This window comes from Streptomyces sp. NPDC046939 (assembly GCF_040644575.1).
In the GTDB taxonomy this organism is placed as follows: domain Bacteria; phylum Actinomycetota; class Actinomycetes; order Streptomycetales; family Streptomycetaceae; genus Streptomyces.
Genome location: NZ_JBEYWV010000006.1, coordinates 183,982 through 201,317, shown reverse-complemented (window position 1 = coordinate 201,317; position 17,336 = coordinate 183,982). Strand labels below are relative to the sequence as shown.

Genomic DNA, 17,336 nt, shown 5'->3' with positions numbered 1-17,336 from the left:
TGTCAGTGCTCCTGGGAGAGTTCGCGGATGGCGTCGGCGTCCACCTCGATGCCGAGCCCCGGCCCTGTCGGCAGGGTGTAACCGGCCGGGGTGGCCTCGATGGGCGTGCGCAGGATGCTCTGGGCGACCGGCAGCGAGTCGGCCTGGAACTCGAAGAACGGACAGTCCTGCGTGGCGGCGCTGACATGGATGCCCGCTGCCAGCGCGACCCCCAGGCCGACCGAGTGGTGGCAGGCGATCGGGGTGTGGGCGGCGGAGGCGAGTTCGCCGATGGTGGTGGCCTCGGTGATGCCGGTGCGGGCCACGTCGGGCTGGGCCAGGCGCAGCGCGCGGCGGCCGAGCCACTCGGCGAATTCGTAGCGGTTGCGCATCGCCTCCCCGACCGCGACCGGGGTGTTGATCCGTGCGGCGAGTTCGCGGTGACCCTCGATGTCCTCGGGCGCGAGCGGCGCCTCGAAGAAGAGGGCGCCGCGGCGGTCGAGTTCGGCGCCGAGCGTCAGTGCCTCACCGATGCGGTAGGCCCAATGAGCGTCGACGGCGATCCGCAGGCCCGGAGCAGCCCCGGCGACGGCGTCATACGTGGCCAGGTCGGCCTCGATGCCCTTGCCGAGAGCCAGTTTGACCATGGTGGCGCCCTGTTCGGCGTAGGAGACGGCGAGACGGGCACGCAGTTCGTCGGTCGGCTCCGGCAGTCCGGACACGTACGCCGGTACGTGGTCGCGGTGGGCGCCGCCGAGCAGTTCGGCGACGGACAGTCCGGTGAGCCGGCCGTGCAGGTCCCACAGGGCGATGTCGACGGCCGCCATGGCGTCCGCCTGGTGCCCGGTCAAGTGCCCGCGTTCGCGCATCAGCTCCCGCATGCGGTGCCACAGCGGGCGTACGCGTGTCGGGTCCTGTCCGAGGAGCTGGTCGGCGAGGAGGCGGTCGACGACGGCGGCTGGGATCTCGGGGCCGACGGGCGCGAGGGCTTCGCCCCAGCCGGTGCAGCCGTCGTTGGTGCCGATCTCCACGAGCAGGGTCTCGAAGCGGCCCGAGTACAGGCTGCGCCAGGGCTCGCGCACGACGTACCCGTGCTCCGGGGTCAGCTCGGCGCCGTCCTCCAGGCGCCCGAGATAGGCGCGCTCGCCCCTGAGTTTGAGCACGTGGGTGCGTACGTAGGTGATGCGGGCCATGCGAGGTCCTCTCAGGATGTCTGCACCGGTGGAAGCAATGCACGTTCTCGATTGACGATGTGATCCACATTCTGCATACGTCTTGTAAATAGAGCAACCATCGTTAATATCGTGGCCATGTGCTCTCAACACGTCGGCCAGCAGCCCGCCACGCCTGCCGGCTCGGACGCCGGCGCCACCGCCACCACGCCCTCGCGCCGCGTGCTGATCGCCGGAAGCATCGGCAACTTCGTCGAGTGGTTCGACATCGGCATCTACGGCACGCTGTCGTCCGTCATCGCGGGCAACTTCTTCGCGGACGGCGACCGCGCCTCCGCGCTGCTGTCCACCTTCGCGATCTTCGCCGTGGGCTTCGCGATCCGCCCGGTCGGCGCCCTCTACTTCGGTCCGCTCGCCGACCGCGTCGGCCGCAACCGGGTCCTCGCCCTCACCGTCCTCATCACATCACTGTCGACCTTCGCGATCGGCGTCCTGCCCACCTACGCCACCGTCGGCGCCCTCGCGCCCCTGCTGCTCGTCCTCGTACGGCTCGTCCAGGGCTTCGCCGCAGGCGGCGAGACCTCCAGCGCGGTGAGCCTGCTGTTCGAGTACGCGCCACGCAACCGGCGCGGCTACTACACGAGTTACGGTGCCGCCCTCGGCTTCGTCGCCTTCGTGTGCGGCGCCGGAGCGGCGCTCGTCCTGTCCCTCGCGTTCGGCGACGACCAGATGGCGTCCTACGCCTGGCGCATCCCCTTCCTCATCGCCCTGCCGCTCGGCCTCGCCGGTCTCTACCTACGGCTCAAGCTGGACGACACACCGGAGTTCCGGCGCATGGAGGAGGCCGGCGAGACACCCAAGACGCCGCTCCGGGAAACCCTGCGCACCAGCGGGCGCCCCATGCTGATCCTGGCCGGGGTCATCGTCCTCAAGGGCGTGGCGCACTGGACCCTGCAGACGTTCATGGTCAGCTACCTCAGCGACACGATGCACTTCAGCCAGACCGCGTCGTTCGCCGCATCGACCGTCTGCATGGGCGCGGTCGCCGTCCTCATCCCCTGCGCGGGCCTGCTCTCCGACCGCGTCGGCCGCAAGCCCCTCCTGATCGGCGGCGCCATCGGACTCATCGCGCTCGCCTGGCCGTGCCTGTTCCTCATGTCCTTCGACAACGCGCCGCTCGCCGTCGCCGCCATGGTGATCCTGGGCCTTCCCATCGCCGCCTACGACGGCGCCGCCAACGCCAGCATGGCCGAACTCTTCCCCGCGCGGATCCGCACCGGCGCCATCGCCATCCCGTACAACATCTCCGTCGGCCTCTTCGGCGGAACCGCCCCCTACATCGCCACCTGGCTGGTCACCTCGACGGGGAACGACCTCGCCCCGTCCTGGTATCTGATGACGGCCGGGGTGCTCACGCTGATCACCGTCGTTCTCGGGGTACGAGAGACGGCGGGGCCGCGCGCCGAGAAGGTCGTCGCAGGCTGAACCCTGGCAGGCCGAAGTGGTCCGGCCGGCGGCTGGGCCAAGGACGACGATGGCGCTCGGGCTGACGGCCTTGCGGATCACGTCGTCAGCAGCGTCCGCGGGGGAGTGGCCAAGCGGCATGCGCTGGCGACGCGGTCCGTGCTGGACCGGTGCACGTACCGCTCGTGAAGTGCCCTCCGCTCCACGCCGATCGCACTGCCGGGTCGGCCGTCACGGGGAGTCGCCTCGGCCCTCGGGGCGACGGGCGGAGCTCTCCTGACTGGGATCTTCGTTACCGCACAGGCCGAGCAGCACTTCATCCGCACCAAGGACCGCCAATGCAGCAGCTCCAGGACGCGTCGCATGGCGGGCGGCCCACGAGCCCGCTGGCGGTGTGTCTTCCAGTATGTGGCGCCTGCCGGAGGCGTTCGGTGACGGTCGCGGGCTCGGTGAACGGACGTACGTCGTCTTCCTGTCGGTTCTGTCCGAAGTTCTCGCGTCCGCCGCGATCGGTCTGATCGCCCGCTGGGGTGAGGTGTGCCCAAGCTGGATCCCGTTGCTTCGCGGCCGACGAGTGCAGAAAAGGGCAGCCCTCCTCCTGGCCGCCCTCGGGGCCGTGAGCCTCACTCTCCTGTTCCCCCTTGCGTTCATCGCCTCCGAGGTCAGGGCACACGATCCGAAGGTGGCGACCTTCCGGCTGACTACCCCAGTCAAGCCGGTGGCTGGGAAGCCGCCTAGTTCCATCTCTGCTACGTGCCGCTGACCTTGTGGGGGCCGCTGCTGGGTGTGCTGACCGTCGCGTACTGGAAGCGCCGTTCCCGGGGCGGAGAGGATTCCTGCGGCAGCGTGAGACCGCCGTGGCGGGCGACCAGTCGACCGGCCGCAGCATCACGGAGACCCTGCTGTGCAACCCCGGCCACGCACTGTCTGCGCGGGCGTTATAGGGAGGGCACTGACGGCCGATCAGCAGGACTGGCAGGCCCCGTCCCGCCTCGCGGCGAAGCACTGGTGGGACGAACTGCCGGTGCGCTGAACCGGCGGTGGCCCTTCCTGACCAACCAACCACACGTGGCTGCTGCGGGCTGTCGCGCAGCACGCTGGTGTGGTTGCGCGCGATCACCGCCTGCGAGATCACCGAGCGAACGGTCCAGGACATCGCCACCGACCTCGGACAGGTCGGTCGCTCACCTGCGCTGGCGGCGGGACGGACAGCGCAGCCATGACATGGCATGAGCTTCGACAAACCGGACCTGGGCGGCTCGGCGCACGTTGGCGGAGGTCTTGGCGCTCCGGGAGGCAATCCGCAGGCGGACGGCTCGCCGGGGTCACCTTCGGCCTCCAGGACCAGACGCCGCAGCGGACCGCCGAGTTGCTTGAGGACGCCGTCCTCCTGTCAGCCCGCGAAGTAGCGGTAGGGGGCGCCAGTGCGGAAAGTCGTGCGGCAGGTAACGCCAGGCGATGCCGGTGTGGTCCACGTAGAGCAGCGCGTATGTCAGAAGCACGGGTTGTGTGCTCCGGCGGGCGGCTGGTGACAGCGATGCGGCGAGGTGCGGCTCGTGGGCGGCCGGGTTGCCTGCCGTCAGGCGGCGTCGAGGGGTGAAGGGATCGGGTTGGTCGGACAGAGTCGGGCGGGGCAGGAGTGCCAGGCCGTTCTCGCAGGGGCGGGCATCTCCTGGTGAGTGGCGTGGTCTGTCGGCACGCGACGGGTAGACTGATCGTTCTTTATTGGACCGGGGAGGCCGGCGTGGACTATGGCGACAAGCTTTTCTGGCTCTCGGTGGTGATTCAACGCAAGTACGCGCAGATCTGCGCCGAGTTCGACCTGACCCCCTCGCAGGCAACGCTGCTGTGCGCGGTCAGGAACGAGTCGCGGCAAATGGCTGACCTCGCCGCGGCGTTGGGTATGACCAAGAACGCGTTGAGTCAACTGGTCGACCGCACCGCGCGGCGCGAGCTGGTCGGCCGGGCAGCTTCGGAGCAGGACCGACGAGTCATCATGCTCAGTGCGACGCCCACGGGGAAGGTGCTCGCCGAGGCCCTTTATGCCGAGATCGCCAAGCGCCTGCCCGAGATCGCGGGGAATCTCGACGCCGACGACCAGCGCGACTTCGAGCGTGTGGCCACCGCGATCGTGGACGCCTCGGACCTGACTTCGCCCCCCTCGAACCAGCCCACCACGCCGTGAGGTAACGCCGCCCCGCACCTTGACGTAGTTCATGCCGTGAACTAATTTCGTTCACGCCGTGAACTACTGAGGGGTGGCAGTGATGAGTACACAGACGACCGGCACGATCGCGGTCTTCGGCGCGACGGGACAGCAGGGCGGGGCGGTGGTCGACGCGTTGCTGGACTACAAGGCGCGGGTGCGGGCTCTGGTCCGCGACCCGCAGTCCGACCGGGCTCACGCGCTGGCCGCCCGCGGCGTCGAGCTGGCGGCCGTCCGGACCGACGACCCGGCGTCGCTCGCCGCCGCGCTGGCGGCGGTCGAGGGGTTCTACTTCATGACCCCGGAGGCGAACAGCCTCGAAGAGGTCGAGACGGAGATCCGCATCGGTACCGCGCTCGTCGACGCGGCGGTCGAGGCGGGCGTCCCGCACGTCGTGTTCAACTCGGTCCTCGGAGCGGACCGGGAGTCGGGTGTGCCGCACCACGACTCGAAGCACTCGATCGAGGAGCACCTGAGAAAGTCCGGCCTCAGGGCCTCGATGGTGCGCGCGACCGCCTTCATGGAGAACTTCACGAGCGTGATGGCACCGAGCCTGGAGCACGGGGAGATCGTGCTCAGGCTGCCGCTGCCGGAGGACGTCGCCCTGAAGATGATCTCGGTCAGGGACATCGGGCGGGTCGCCGCCGCACTCCTGCTCGGCACCGCGGAGGCGCCCGGCGGAGTGGTCGAGCTCGTCGGCGACGAGCTGACGGGCCCCCAGATCGCCGCGGCGTTCGGCGCGCGCGCCGGGCTCCCTTCACGGTACGAGGCCCTCCCGTTGAGCGTGCTCCCCACCGACCTCGACAAGGCGATGTTCCGCGAGTTCGCGAAGGCGGCGGAAGACCCTGCGGACCTGACGGTGGTGCGCTCGATCGAGCCGGACACCCTGGATCTGGCCGGGTGGATCCGATCCAACGGCTGGACCGCGCCCGCTGACGTGGCCCGTTCCTGAGCCTCCGAGTCGGAACGAGTCGAAGTGCTGATGCGGCCGCCACCGGTCCCGGCCAAGTTGATCTTTCACCTAGAGCGACGAGCACTGGAGCAGGACATGAAGGCGATCACCTACAGCGAGTTCGGCGGCCCGGAGGTCCTCCGTCTCGAAGAGGTCGACGAGCCGCACGCCGGACCCGGGCAGGTGCGGCTGAAGGTCGTGGCGGCAGGGGTCAACCCGCTCGACGTCAAGATCCGCAACGGGTGGAGGCCGCACATCGCCCCGCCGTTCCCGGTGATCCCCGGCGTGGAGGCGGCCGGCGTCGTCGACGAGGTCGGGGAAGGCGTGACCGGCGTCGCGGTGGGTGACGAGATCCTGGGCTGGACCGTGACCGGCGCATACGCCGAGCACGCGCTGGCCGTCGACTTCGGCCCGAAGCCCGCGGACCTGGACTGGGACCTCGCCGCGGCACTGCCCGTCGCCGTCGAGACCTCGGTCCGCGTGCTCGACGCCCTCGGTGTCGGGGAAGGTGACACGCTCCTGCTGCACGGAGCCGCGGGTGTGGCCGGCGCCGTCGGTGTTCAGCTCGCGGTCACCCGCGGCGCCACGGTCATCGGCACCGCCTCCCTCGGCAACCACGATTACCTGCGCTCGCTGGGTGCGATCCCGGTCGCCTACGGCGCCGGCCTCGCCGACCGGGTCCGCGAGGCCGCACCCCAGGGCGTCGACGCCGTGTACGACGCCGCAGGGGCAGGCGACCTGGAGGTGTCGATCGACCTGCGCGGCGGCACCGACCGGATCATCACCATCGCCGATCCGAAGGCCGCCGAGCTGGACGTCACCTTCTCCGGTCCCGGCGCCCCGTTCGGTTCCCGCCTCGGCGAGTACGCCCGCCTCGCAGCCGACGGCAAGCTCACGGTGCGCATCGCGCAAAGCCTTCCGTTGGCGGACGCCGCGAAGGCGCAGGAGCTGAGCGCGAGCGGCCACGCCACCGGGAAGCTCGTCCTGCGGCCGTAGCTCAGCGCCCGGTCGGCTGAGGAAGCGCGACGGCAGCACACCGGCCAGTCGCCACGGCCCTGGCGAACCCGCCCAGCTCGTCCGCCTCCACCGGTCCTGCCCGCCGCAGGTGGCCGAGACCGCGGGCGAGCAGCAGTTTCACCCGCTGCTCGCACCACGCAGCTCGTTCGGGCAAGCACCGTGGCAGTACCAAGACGGTGTTCCGTGCGGTGAGGCGGACAAGTCTCTTGTAGTAGCACAGGGCTACGGCGAGACGTCGATGAGGCGGGAGTCATCGAGTCGGTGCAGCACTGCCTCATGCGGCCGGTCCCACACTCCGGCCCGCGACCAGATCAACAAAGGGTCTACGTCTTCCACGGCACCGTCACCCCCGCAGCGGTCCGCCTCTGGCTTCGCCAGTGATCCGCCCGCGGCCGCCAAGGCCCGCCATACCGCCCCGCGGCCGAGGGCACGGATCCGTCAACCCTGTTCGATCAGCGCGGCCAGGCGGGGCAGGAGGCGAACGAGCTGCGCTCGCTCCTCCGGTGTGAACGCCTCGTAGGCACGTGCTTGGCGAGCGCGGCGGTGCGCGACCACGTCCGCGAGCAAGGCAGCGCCGCTTGCCGTGAGCCGGACGAGTACCTGCCGCTCGTCCTGCGACGACCGGCGCCGGACCACCACGCCGCGTGCTTCCAGCTGCTTGACCATACGGGTGACGGTCGGCACGCTCACTCCGGCCGCCCGCGCCAGACGCCCGACCGGCACCTCGCCCTCGTCGGCCAGCGGCTCCAGTACCGCCAGCTGCGCCAGCGAAAGGCCCCCGTCGCCCGCCGCGCTCGCGGAGCGTGCGGCCCGCATGGCGTAGAACAGCGCGTCCGCGGCCTTTCCCATCTCTTCCGCGGAGACCCGTTCGGCACCTTTCCCCGCTCCTTGCGCATCTGCTGTTTCCATAAGTGCTAGCGTATCAATGATTAGCGTGCTCACTATTAGGAGGCGAACGAAATGGCAGCCACGGCCCGCATCGACGTTCACCAGCACCTCATCCCGCCCACCTACCGGCGCGTCCTGGACGAGCGCGGTCTCACGGCCGGCGGATGGCCCACCCCCGACTGGGACCCGCAAGCCGCGCTCGACATGATGGACCGCCGCTCCATCGCCACCGGCGTGCTGTCCATCAGCGCCCCCGGTACCCATTTCGGGGACGACAGGGAGGCCCGCAGCCTTGCCCGAGAGGTGAACGAGTACCACGCCGAGCTGGTCAAGGACCGTCCGGACCGTTTCGGACAGTTCGCCTCGATCCCGCTCCCCGACATCGAGGGGGCGGTCGCCGAGGCCACCTACGCCCTGGACGAACTGCACGCGGACGGCGTCGTCCTGTTGTCCAACGCGCACGGCCGCTACCTGGGCGACAAGGACTTCGAGCCGCTGTGGGCGGAACTCGACGCCCGCCGCGCCGTGGTGTTCGTCCACCCCACCGAGCCGCCCATCCCCGGGCTGCCGGGCCTGCCCAGTCCAGTGCTCGACTACCCGTTCGACACCACGCGCACGGCGGTTCACATGACCGTGGGCGGGGTCATGAGCCGGTTCCCGCACATCAAGGTGATCCTCTCCCACGCCGGCGGCTTCCTGCCCTACGCGGCCACACGGTTCACCGCCGCCGCCCAGTTCAATCCAGGCACGACACCGGAGGGGATCCTCGCCGACCTCAAGCGGTTCTACTTCGACACCGCCTTGTCATCCACGCCGTACGCCCTGCCTGCCCTCCTGGCCTTCGCCGAGCCAGGACACGTGCTCTACGGCAGCGACTTCCCCTTCGCCGGGGATGAGCTCGGCACGCAGTTCGACCGGGGCCTCGACGCTTACGACCACTGGGCGCCTGGAGAACTCGAGGCCGTCAATCGGGGCAACGCCGAAGTGCTCTTCCCTCGGCTCGCCTCCGCCTGAGCCCGGGCTTCCCGGCACGTGGGAGCACAAGTTCGCCGGCCGGAACCAGCGACTGCGCCGCTCCCCGGCCGAGGCCCGCGCCACCGTACGCGCCCCGCATGCGCGCAGGTGGTTGGCGATGCTACGCACCGACTTCGGTGCGCTTGAGGCGGGCTCCGAGCACAAACGCCGTATCGCCCGCAGCACCGAGGCCGACGGCACGCAGCAGGTGGAGCAGGCAGCGGATCCCTGGATGGCCCGGCGGGCGCAGGGAGTCAGTTGGCAGCGGTGCTGGGTTTGCCGTCCTCTCCCGGGCTCTTCAGTGGCGGGTAGTCGGTGTATCCACGATGGTCACCGCCGTAGAAGGTGGTGTGGTCGGGTTGGTTGAGCGGGGCTCCGGTCTGCCAGCGGGCCCGTCAACCGCGACGGAATGACCTATGTGCCATTGAGCCGTCGCCCTGGCGGACTGCACGCCCACAAACTCGTCATAAGTCCCGGCAGTGACCAGCCCGAGCTCCAGGTTCATGAGGGCTACGAGTGGATCTACGTGCTGGACGGTCGGCTGCGCCTGCTCCTCGGCGAGAGCTTCCTGCTCCTCACGCCGGGTGAGGTCGCAGAATTCGACACGCAGGTTCCGCACTGGCTAGGTGCCGAAGGCGATCAGCCGGTGGAGCTGTTGATCATCTTCGGCAAGCAGGGCGAGCGGGCCCACCTCAGGGCCCGTCCCGCCTGATCGTCTCGCGGTCATTCCGTACTGGGGACTCCCTGGCGGCGAGCGGCAAGCCGTGCAGCCGTGCAGCCGTGCAGCCGTGGAAGTCGGCACCATCAGCTATCTGAACAGTCCTTGCACAGCTCTCCCGCGTGCACGATGAACTCAGGTGACCCCGCGTCTACGGCGGTGAGGGATGAGCAGGCCGGACCTTGGTGACCGCCATCGGCGATCACCGGAAACGGTGAAGGCCTGACTGTGCCGAGCGCCGGTGCACCCAGGCGGAAGCCGGTGGATGCGACCGGGGCCCGTGGGCCCGGCTTCCTCAAGGCCCCAAACGCGGAGAGGGTGGGCGGCTGGTGTTCGCGGACACCCTCTCCTGTTGGTGGGTGTCATCGATGCCCTGGCGTCATGCCTGGCCGGCGGCGGCGATCTGGCTGGGGGTGGTGCCGAGCCACCAGGTGGGGTTCGCGGTGCCGTCAGTGGTGCGGCCGTCGCTGTGGACGTAGTGGCGCACGTCGCGGCCGGGCTCGGCGAACTCGCCGTTCAGGGCGCGTTCGGTCCACTCGGCGCCGAAACGGAAGACCTCGGCGGCGGTACCGCCCAGCGGATGGAACTCGTTCTCGTAGACACGTATCTCCTTGGGTGCGCGGACGCGCTCGTAGCTGGCCAGGGCCTGCTCCAGCACGGTGAGTTCGTCGAACTCACCGATGCCGTAGAGGACTGGGCAGGTAATCTCCTGGACCAGGTCACCCAGCGGCATACGGGCGACCAGCTCGGTGTCGAAGGCCTCCTCGTCGGTATAGCCGGCCATGTACATGTAGTTGTTCTTGAAGGTGGGCTGGGCGCGCTCGAAGATGGTGGTGAAGTCGCCGGTGACGGCCTCGAAGGCGGCCAGCGCGGCCAGGCGCGGATCGCTGGCGGCGGCGCGCGAGCCCCAGTAGCCGCTCATGGAGATGCCGAACATGGCGATCCGGGCCGCGTCGACCTCCGGCAGCGATGCCAGGTGGTCGATGTAGCGGCTGATGGCGCGCTCGTAGTTGGTGAGGTCGACGGTCAGCCCGTTGGCCCGGCTCTCGCCCTGGCCCGGGCCCTCGATGGACAGGGCCACGATGCCGCGCGACGTGTAGTACCGCTCGGCCGCGTAGATGTAGTCCTCCTTGATCATGTCCATCCCGGGGCCGAGGATCACCGCGGGGGCGTTGCGGACCTCGCCGGCGGGCAGGTGGAGGAGGGCGAAGATCTGCTTGCCCTCGAAGTCGAGGACGACGCGGCGCACCCGGTTGTCGCGCAGTGCACCCAGGCGCTCGACGCAGTGGTTGGCGTGCTCGCGGAAGGCGAGTTTGCGCGGGTCGGTGGCGTCGAAGATCGAGTACTGCGCGCGGCCCCACATCACGGCGGCGCGCACGTAGAGGTCGGCGGCGGTCTGGACGAAGCCGCCGCGCTCATGGTGGCCGGCGCGCTCCTCGGCCTGCCCGGCGATGGTGGCCCAGGCCTTGGGAAGCATCACGCCGCTCTGGACCAGGTCGAAGACCTTGTCGAAGTCGGTGTGGTCGTGGCCCAGTTGCTCCAGGGTGCCCTTGGCCTGGGGGTGCAGGGCGTCGAAGCCGCCCTGGGCAAGAGCGATGTCCAGGGCCCAGCTCTGGCCGGTCGAACGAACAGTCATGACAGGTGACCTCGTGTCTTCGGTTCGGGTGAAGGAGGCGGGAGACGTCCCATCCGGCTACGCCTAAGTACTTACTTATTAAGTACTTAGGGTAGGGTGGTGTCAACCCGACCACCGACCAGCGACACGGAGATGCACTGGTGTCCGACACCAGCCGCGATGCGGCCCTCGACCAACTCGCCCGCGCCGCCTACAGCCTCAGCGCCGCCGACTCCCGCCTGCGCGGACGCGCCACCCGCACCCCCGGCGCACTCTCCCTCACCCATGCCCGAGCCCTGCGCGTGCTGGCCGAGGCGGGGCCGCTGCCGACCGGCCGGCTCGCCGCCGCCACCGAAACCACCGGCGCCGCCACCACCCAACTGGTCAACGGCCTCGCCGCCGCCGGTTACGTCACCCGCGAACGCCCCGCCGACGACAAGAGATCGGTGCTGGTCACTCTCACGGACGCAGGCCGAAGCCGCCACCGCGAACGCCAAGCCGCCCTGACCCAGGCCCTCGATGCCGCACTCGCACACCACGATGCCACCGCCCTGAACACCGCGACCGACGTCCTGCGGCAGCTCGCCGCCATCTACGACCAGCTCTGAGCGCGTATCCGTGGTGTGTGGTGGTCGAGGACCGGACGGACCGACCGGGGCTCTACCGGTTCAGCCGCTACCCCGCCGCGTATGCCGCGTTCGGCAATTTCGACAGTCCGGCCGCCGCGGGCCGGGGCCTTCGGGGCTGCTCGTACCTGGAGCGGTGCGCAGTGCTCCTGGACGTCCTCCAGCCGCTCGGTCCGCCCTTGCAGATCGAAGTAGTTGTCCGAGGAGGACGTCGAGGGCATCGTCGCCGAGCGCGTCACCGCCGCGTACCGCCCGCGCCCGGTCCGTCTGGCAGTGTCGATGACTTCGCCCGGGGCGGAGGGGGAGGTGAGGAGGGTACGGAGGTCGATGACCCGGTAGCCGCGGGCGGTGATCGCGTCGAGGATGCGGGGGAGAGCCTCAGCGTCGATCACCTCGGTGCGGCCCTCGGATGCCCCGACGTGCATCTGCAGGACCGCCCCCGGGCGCAGGGCCTGAAGCGCCCGGCGCACCGCGCGGTCCACGGTCATGCCGCCCTCGGTGCCTTGCCACCCGTTGGTGTCGGTGGTGAATTCGATGTCCGCGAACCCCAGCCCGTTGACTTCCCTGATCTGCGCGAAGTTGGTCTCGCTGTAGGGGAACCGGAAGAACGGGGTCAGGGCCTCTCCCGCGCCGGCCGCGCGCAGGGCCCGGTCCGCTGCCAGGACTTCGCGGCGCCTCCCGGCCGCGGTCAGGTCCTTGAAGTAGGGGTGGCTGTAGGAGTGGTTGCCCAGGCCGTGTCCCGCGGTCACGATCCTCCTCACCGCCCCGGGGTATCGGTGGGCGAAGTCACCGGTCAGGAAGAACGTGGCAGGCGCGTGCTGGCAGGCGAGGTCGCCGAGGACGCGGTGCAGGCCGGCGTCGTTCCATGCCGCGTTGAACGTCACCGCGACCACGGGCTCGCGCGTGCGGATCACGCGGTTCTCCGATCCGAACAACGCCCGCAGAGCCTCTTGGTCCGCAGCCACTGCCGGGCGCGGCGCGGCCGTCCCGGCGACTGCCGCCGGGGGCCCGGGTGCCACCATCCACAGGGCGGCGGTCAGCCCGATGGCCACCCGGAGCAGGCGGCGGGCCACAAGAGAGTGCGCGGCGAGGACGGGATGCGTTTCCATGCCACCGCCATCGGCGGACGGGAGCCTGTCCTTGAGGGAGAGTTGCTGCCTGGTGGCGGCTTCGGAGAAGGCCGGGGGAGTGCGAGGGCGCAGTCGGTGAGGGGTGCGTTGGTCGGGATCGCTGCTGGATTGCACTCCCACCCTTCCGAATGTCGGGTACAAGGCGCTGCCGACGGCGGGATGGCGCAGGCGGCGCCGCACTCGATGGTCTTGGCCATGTGCCAGATCGGGCCGGGGTCGGCGCCCTTGAGGTGTGGGAGGGCGGCGAACAGGGCGGTGTCGCTGGCGCGGCCGGCGAGGATGACCTCACACCCGTCTTGGAGGGCTTCCTGGATGGACTCGACGCCCATCATCGCGACGGTGTGGCCGCGCGCGAAGACCTCGCGGTCGATTTCGGCCCCGCGAACGGCCCGAAGATGGCCGTGGTCGTCTGTGCTGACGGTGTGGGGTCGGCGATGCGGAGTTGGGTGAGGGGGTTGGTTTGGTGGCGTGTGAGGGGTCAGGGGCGGCGGGCGATCCAGGTGGTGCGGGTGGTGTGCACGCGCAGGTCGTCACGGCGGGCGACGCTGTTCGGCTGTGATGGGTCCAGCAGGATGTCCCAGGCCGCGAGGTCATCGGTGTCGAGCAGGCCGGTGGCGTGGGAGTGCAGTTTGGTGAGGAATCCGTGGGCGTAGGGGTTCACGGATGGTCCTGCCTGGGCGTGGTCGAGGCGGATCTCGAAGGGCCGCTTCTCGACGCTGAACCCGGCCTTTTGGAGCTGGTCGGTCCATTCGTGGTCGGGTTGGGTGTTGGTGGCGGCGTGCAGGCGGGCTTCGAGGCCGGGCCGGCCGACACCGGGGTCCTCGGGCAGATACCGGGGGAAGAAGTCCATTTCGGTGACGGCCAGGAGTCCGCCGGGCCGCAACTGCGCGAAGGCGCGGGCGAGGGTGCGGGCGGGGTCGCTGACGTGGTGCAGGAATGAGGCGGCCCAGATCAGGTCGTAAGGCCCCCTCGCGCCGATCTCGGCCCACGACCCGTCTATGTCTGCCTCAAGGGTGCTGAGCCGGCCGGTGATCCCCTGTGCGCGAGCCCGCTCGCGCAGGCGGTGCAGCATCTGCGCGGAGATGTCCACCGCCGTCACCTGCGCCGAGGGGAACTGGCGGGCCAGGGCGAGGCTGCCGGTGCCGGGGCCGCTGCCCAGGTCCAGGATCCGGGTGGGAGTCGGGCTGGCGAGTGCGGCGAGCAGGCCGGTCAGCTCCGCAAGGTAAGGGGCCAGGACTTCGCCGTCGAGTTCCAGCAGTCTGGCCAGCGCGAGGTCGGGATTCTCTGCCTGCTCGTACCCGATCTGGCCGTGAGTGTCATGGTGTGTGGTCATGCCTAGACGGTAGGACGATCACGGCTGGTGTGTCATAGGGTCTTGCCTGTGGAGCAAGAATCGTCTCTGGACGCCGTTGTCAGGATGCGCATCAGGTCGCTGCGCAAAGCGCGTGGCTGGTCGCTGGACAATCTGGCCGAGCGTGCCGGCATCAGCCCGTCGCAGCTCAGCCGGATCGAGACCGGGCACCGCCGGATCAGCCTGGATCAGCTCACCGCCATCTCCGGGGCGCTGGGCAAGTCCCTCGACGAGCTGGTGGCGTCCCCGGATGACTCCGATGTGGTCATCCGGCCCACGCGGGACGAGGCCCGTGGTCTGACTTCCTGGCTCCTGACCAACGACGACGGCCCCCAGGGGCTGACCGTCGCCAAGATGCGCATCACTGAGCAGGCGGGCAACGTCGCCCCCGAGGACCTGGGTGTGCATCCCGGCAGGGATTGGTTCACCGTGCTGTCCGGCACCGTAGTGCTGTATCTCGGCGAACGCGTCATCCGCGTCGAGGCCGGTCAGGCCGCCTCGTTCTCGACCATGGTCCCGCACGCCGTCCGCAGCGACCGCGGACCCGCTGAAGTCTTGGTCATTCTCGACCACCATGGTGAACGCAGCCATCTCCCCGTGAGATGACCCGCTCCGACCGGTGATCAAGCGGCGGCCCCACAGCATCGGCACTCGCCCCGGAGGCTGCCGGGGCCAGCAGGGTGACCACGGCCGGCCGGGCGAGGCCGGTCCCGCAGTCGTGCGCTTGTTGACTGACGGTTTCGCTCGTTGGTGCGGGAGGAGCGCTGCGCTCCGATAGTCACCGACGTGATCAGCTTCTCGAGGAGGGCGTGCCCGCCCAGGCGGCGAGTGCCTGGGCCCGCTCGTCGCGGCGTGTGGTGTGGTCGGCGGTACGGGTGGCCCACGCGACGTGACCGTCGGGGCGTATGAGCACCTCGGTGACCCCGTCGAGGTCGGCGTGCTCGTCGTACTTGTCGACGGATACGGCCGTGATGCGGGAGGCCCGGCCGGGGCCGACGGTCTCCCGCAGGGAGGGGTCCTTCGCCAGGGCGAGCAGAACGAAGCGGCCCTTGGTGAGGAGTTCGTAGACCCGTGTCGCCGTCGAACCGGCGGCGGTCAGTCCCACGTCGGGCATACGCCGCCCCACCAGCGGGTCGGCGCCGGGGTCCGCCGACGGGTAGTGGATGCCGAGGGCGGAGACCTGATCGGCGAGCCGGCGGTTGACCTCCGCGATGCCCAGCAGCTGGTCGAAAAGCGAGCGCAGGGCCGCGGCCGGGCGCTGGTACCCCGAGATCAGCGTCAGCTCCGCCAGCAGCGTCTGGACCTCGGTGTTCTCGGTCACCGCCCGTCCGACCGGCCAGCGCTCCGCGTCGTAACTGTCCAGCAGTCCAGGCGGGGCCCAGCCCTGCACCGCGGCGGCCAGCTTCCACCCCAGGTTCATGGCGTCCTGGAGCCCGGTGTTGAGCCCCTGGCCCGCCGCGGGGAAGTGGATGTGGGCGGCGTCGCCCGCCAGCAGGATCCGTCCCGAGCGGTAGCTCTCCGCCAGCCGCGTGGCATTGCCGAAACGCGACAGCCAGTCGGGCTCGGCGACCCCGCAGTCGGAGCCGGTGATCCGGGTGAGCGACGTACGGAACTCCTCCAAAGTCACGGGCTCTTGGGACGGGACCCGCATCCGCTCCGGGTCCAGGCAGACGAACCGGGTGAGCCCGCCCTCCAGCGGCGCGACGATCACGCCACGGGCCCGTGCCGCATCGAGGGCGCCGGGTCGTGGGTCGACGACCGCGAAGTCCCCGAGTATCCCGGTCAGGGTCTCGTCGGTGCCGGGGAAGCCGATCCCCGCGCTCCGCCGTACGAGGCTGCGCCCGCCGTCGCACCCGACCGCGTACTGGGCGCGTACGGTCTCCGGGCCGCCGCCGGGGACGCGGGTCTCCACCTCGACCCCGTCGCCGTCCTGGCTCACGCCGAGGATCTCGTGTCCCCGGCTGATCTCCACCCCCAGCTCGTGTGCCCGCTTCTCAAGGATCGCCTCGGTGTGCGCCTGGGCCAGGAAGAGGGTGTAGCCGTGCCGGGAGTCGAGGGCGCCGAAGTCCAGATGGGTGGGCAACCCCGCGAAGTGCCAGCCCGGCACGGTCCGGCCGAGCGGGAGGAACCGGTCGAGCAGTCCGCGCTGGTCCATCAGTTCCACGCTGCGCGGATGCAGGCTCAGTGCCCGTGAATGGCGCTGCGGTTCGGTGCGGCGTTCCAGGACCCGGGTCCGTACGCCCGCCAGTGCCAGCTCGCAGGCGAGCATCAGCCCGGTCGGGCCGGCGCCCGCGACGATCACGTCGGTGCTCATCGGAAATGACCTCCCCATTTAGTGAACGGTGTTCACGTGAACGATGTTCACTATAGTGGGGTCCATGAGCGCACCGTCAAGCCCGGCCAGGGGTCGGCCCGCCCGGCTCAACCAGGCCCGCACCGTCCAAACCGCCCTCGACCTGCTGAACGAGTCCGGGCTCGACGCACTGACCATGCGCAGGCTCGCCGACGCGATGGGCGTCCAGGCCGGTGCGCTGTACCGCTACTTCGCGACCAAACAGGACCTGCTCACCGCCATGGCCGAGCACATGGTCGGCGGCGTCGCCGACGCCACCGGCCCGGCCGGGGACGGCGACTGGAGCGAGGAGGTGGCGCGTCTGGCCCGCGCCCTGCGCACGGCCCTGCTCGCCCATCGCGACGGTGCCCGTGTCTTCGCCGGTACGCACTCGACCGGCCCGAACACCCTGGGCTTCGCCGACGGTCTCATCGGGGTGCTGCGTACGGCGGGCTTCAGCGACGGTGAGGCGGCGCGGGCGCTCTACGCGGTGTCCCACTTCACCGTCGGCCACACCCTGGAGGAACAGGCCGCCCTCCGGCCGGAGGACGGGGGGCCCGCCAACGCGGGGGCCCTGCACGACGCGGTGCTGGAGTCAGGGACGTATCCGCACCTGGCCGCCACCCTGCCGGTGCTCACCAGTACGGACTTCACGGCACACTTCGAGTTCGGGCTGCGACTGCTCCTGGACGGGCTGCGTGCTGTACGGCGGTGAGCCCGGTGGCGTTGCCCCCGCCGCCGCGGTCTGCCTGCGGGGTGTGGGCGTCCGGACCGGCAGGTGCTCGTCCGGGAGCAGATGCGGCTCGTACGCGGTGATAGGCCACTCAAGCCGCGGACAGGCGGTCCGCTGGATCGAGGCCCACAGCCGCACC

15 protein-coding genes and 3 pseudogenes are annotated in these 17,336 nt (G+C 70.2%); 9 read left to right on the top strand and 9 right to left on the bottom strand.

Annotated elements, in window-relative coordinates; all coding sequences use genetic code 11:
- Nucleotides 1-2: 2 nt before the first annotated feature.
- Complete coding sequence (locus tag ABZ877_RS09155) at nt 3-1,172, bottom strand: mandelate racemase/muconate lactonizing enzyme family protein (RefSeq protein ID WP_361066798.1); 1,170 nt, start codon at nt 1,170-1,172, stop codon at nt 3-5.
- Nucleotides 1,173-1,289: 117 nt separating this feature from the next.
- Between ABZ877_RS09155 and ABZ877_RS09150 the strand changes: the two genes are divergently transcribed.
- The gene (locus tag ABZ877_RS09150; protein WP_361066795.1) at nt 1,290-2,636 is read left to right on the top strand and encodes an MFS transporter; all 1,347 of its coding nucleotides are present in this window, start codon (nt 1,290-1,292) and stop codon (nt 2,634-2,636) included.
- 1,244 nt (nt 2,637-3,880) lie between these two features.
- Here the strand turns inward: ABZ877_RS09150 and ABZ877_RS09145 are convergent.
- Nucleotides 3,881-4,102, bottom strand: a pseudogene (locus ABZ877_RS09145) (transposase); the annotation flags it as partial.
- A gap of 257 nt (nt 4,103-4,359) precedes the next feature.
- On the opposite strand from ABZ877_RS09145, the gene ABZ877_RS09140 reads away from it, so the two are divergent.
- The 3 genes from ABZ877_RS09140 to ABZ877_RS09130 all read left to right on the top strand — a co-directional run bounded on the left by ABZ877_RS09140 (nt 4,360) and on the right by ABZ877_RS09130 (nt 6,769).
- The gene (locus tag ABZ877_RS09140; protein ID WP_361066792.1) at nt 4,360-4,800 is read left to right on the top strand and encodes a MarR family transcriptional regulator; all 441 of its coding nucleotides are present in this window, start codon (nt 4,360-4,362) and stop codon (nt 4,798-4,800) included.
- Nucleotides 4,801-4,882: 82 nt separating this feature from the next.
- Nucleotides 4,883-5,773, top strand: a complete 891-nt coding sequence (locus ABZ877_RS09135) for an NmrA/HSCARG family protein (RefSeq protein WP_361066790.1) — start codon at nt 4,883-4,885, stop codon at nt 5,771-5,773.
- 96 nt (nt 5,774-5,869) lie between these two features.
- Nucleotides 5,870-6,769: an NADP-dependent oxidoreductase gene (locus ABZ877_RS09130; protein WP_361066787.1), complete on the top strand. Its 900-nt coding sequence runs from the start codon at nt 5,870-5,872 to the stop codon at nt 6,767-6,769.
- Nucleotides 6,770-7,018: 249 nt separating this feature from the next.
- Here ABZ877_RS09130 and ABZ877_RS09125 read toward each other — a convergent pair.
- Together ABZ877_RS09125 and ABZ877_RS09120 are read right to left on the bottom strand one after the other, a co-directional pair.
- Nucleotides 7,019-7,105 (bottom strand): annotated as a pseudogene (locus tag ABZ877_RS09125) (IS5/IS1182 family transposase); the annotation flags it as partial.
- Nucleotides 7,106-7,228: 123 nt separating this feature from the next.
- On the bottom strand, nt 7,229-7,699 hold the full coding sequence (locus ABZ877_RS09120; RefSeq protein WP_361066784.1) for a MarR family transcriptional regulator: 471 nt from the start codon (nt 7,697-7,699) through the stop codon (nt 7,229-7,231).
- A 51-nt stretch (nt 7,700-7,750) separates the two neighbouring features.
- Between ABZ877_RS09120 and ABZ877_RS09115 the strand changes: the two genes are divergently transcribed.
- Nucleotides 7,751-8,692: an amidohydrolase family protein gene (locus tag ABZ877_RS09115; RefSeq protein WP_361066781.1), complete on the top strand. Its 942-nt coding sequence runs from the start codon at nt 7,751-7,753 to the stop codon at nt 8,690-8,692.
- A 391-nt stretch (nt 8,693-9,083) separates the two neighbouring features.
- Nucleotides 9,084-9,404 (top strand): annotated as a pseudogene (locus ABZ877_RS09110) (cupin domain-containing protein); the annotation flags it as partial.
- A 385-nt stretch (nt 9,405-9,789) separates the two neighbouring features.
- Here the strand turns inward: ABZ877_RS09110 and ABZ877_RS09105 are convergent.
- Nucleotides 9,790-11,046 carry an alpha/beta hydrolase gene (locus ABZ877_RS09105; protein ID WP_361066779.1) on the bottom strand — a complete coding sequence of 419 codons (1,257 nt, stop codon included), beginning with the start codon at nt 11,044-11,046 and terminating at the stop codon, nt 9,790-9,792.
- Nucleotides 11,047-11,186: 140 nt separating this feature from the next.
- On the opposite strand from ABZ877_RS09105, the gene ABZ877_RS09100 reads away from it, so the two are divergent.
- A complete protein-coding gene (locus ABZ877_RS09100; protein WP_361066776.1) occupies nt 11,187-11,633 on the top strand; it encodes a MarR family transcriptional regulator in 447 nt (148 codons plus the stop codon).
- Here ABZ877_RS09100 and ABZ877_RS09095 read toward each other — a convergent pair.
- The 3 genes from ABZ877_RS09095 to ABZ877_RS09085 form a co-directional block, all read right to left on the bottom strand.
- Entirely contained in the window at nt 11,618-12,760 is a 1,143-nt protein-coding gene (locus ABZ877_RS09095; protein ID WP_361066773.1) for a polysaccharide deacetylase family protein, read from the bottom strand. The genes ABZ877_RS09100 and ABZ877_RS09095 overlap by 16 nt on opposite strands.
- On the bottom strand, nt 12,688-13,113 hold the full coding sequence (locus ABZ877_RS09090; protein ID WP_361066770.1) for an acyclic terpene utilization AtuA family protein: 426 nt from the start codon (nt 13,111-13,113) through the stop codon (nt 12,688-12,690). Before ABZ877_RS09090 ends, ABZ877_RS09095 begins: the two co-directional genes overlap by 73 nt.
- A 146-nt stretch (nt 13,114-13,259) precedes the next feature.
- Nucleotides 13,260-14,114, bottom strand: coding sequence for a methyltransferase domain-containing protein (locus tag ABZ877_RS09085; RefSeq protein ID WP_361066767.1), 855 nt, complete (start codon nt 14,112-14,114; stop codon nt 13,260-13,262).
- Between the two features lie 84 nt (nt 14,115-14,198).
- Here ABZ877_RS09085 and ABZ877_RS09080 point away from each other — a divergent pair, with 84 nt between their 5' ends.
- Complete coding sequence (locus tag ABZ877_RS09080; RefSeq protein WP_361066928.1) at nt 14,199-14,738, top strand: XRE family transcriptional regulator; 540 nt, start codon at nt 14,199-14,201, stop codon at nt 14,736-14,738.
- Nucleotides 14,739-14,922: 184 nt separating this feature from the next.
- Here the strand turns inward: ABZ877_RS09080 and ABZ877_RS09075 are convergent, their stop codons facing one another.
- Nucleotides 14,923-16,446: a monooxygenase gene (locus ABZ877_RS09075; protein ID WP_361066764.1), complete on the bottom strand. Its 1,524-nt coding sequence runs from the start codon at nt 16,444-16,446 to the stop codon at nt 14,923-14,925.
- 64 nt (nt 16,447-16,510) lie between these two features.
- Here ABZ877_RS09075 and ABZ877_RS09070 point away from each other — a divergent pair, with 64 nt between their 5' ends.
- On the top strand, nt 16,511-17,179 hold the full coding sequence (locus ABZ877_RS09070; RefSeq protein WP_361066761.1) for a TetR/AcrR family transcriptional regulator: 669 nt from the start codon (nt 16,511-16,513) through the stop codon (nt 17,177-17,179).
- Nucleotides 17,180-17,336 lie beyond the last annotated feature (157 nt).

Bases quoted from the DNA above. Each gene is read 5' to 3' on its own strand.
- ABZ877_RS09085 (WP_361066767.1), bottom strand. From the start codon at position 14,114: ATGACCACACACCATGACACTCACGGCCAGATCGGGTACGAGCAGGCA.
- ABZ877_RS09150 (WP_361066795.1), top strand. From the start codon at position 1,290: ATGTGCTCTCAACACGTCGGCCAGCAGCCCGCCACGCCTGCCGGCTCG.
- ABZ877_RS09075 (WP_361066764.1), bottom strand. From the start codon at position 16,446: ATGAGCACCGACGTGATCGTCGCGGGCGCCGGCCCGACCGGGCTGATG.
- ABZ877_RS09115 (WP_361066781.1), top strand. From the start codon at position 7,751: ATGGCAGCCACGGCCCGCATCGACGTTCACCAGCACCTCATCCCGCCC.
- ABZ877_RS09105 (WP_361066779.1), bottom strand. From the start codon at position 11,046: ATGACTGTTCGTTCGACCGGCCAGAGCTGGGCCCTGGACATCGCTCTT.
- ABZ877_RS09155 (WP_361066798.1), bottom strand. From the start codon at position 1,172: ATGGCCCGCATCACCTACGTACGCACCCACGTGCTCAAACTCAGGGGC.
- ABZ877_RS09135 (WP_361066790.1), top strand. From the start codon at position 4,883: ATGAGTACACAGACGACCGGCACGATCGCGGTCTTCGGCGCGACGGGA.
- ABZ877_RS09095 (WP_361066773.1), bottom strand. From the start codon at position 12,760: ATGGAAACGCATCCCGTCCTCGCCGCGCACTCTCTTGTGGCCCGCCGC.
- ABZ877_RS09070 (WP_361066761.1), top strand. From the start codon at position 16,511: ATGAGCGCACCGTCAAGCCCGGCCAGGGGTCGGCCCGCCCGGCTCAAC.
- ABZ877_RS09130 (WP_361066787.1), top strand. From the start codon at position 5,870: ATGAAGGCGATCACCTACAGCGAGTTCGGCGGCCCGGAGGTCCTCCGT.
- ABZ877_RS09080 (WP_361066928.1), top strand. From the start codon at position 14,199: ATGCGCATCAGGTCGCTGCGCAAAGCGCGTGGCTGGTCGCTGGACAAT.
- ABZ877_RS09120 (WP_361066784.1), bottom strand. From the start codon at position 7,699: ATGGAAACAGCAGATGCGCAAGGAGCGGGGAAAGGTGCCGAACGGGTC.
- ABZ877_RS09090 (WP_361066770.1), bottom strand. From the start codon at position 13,113: ATGATGGGCGTCGAGTCCATCCAGGAAGCCCTCCAAGACGGGTGTGAG.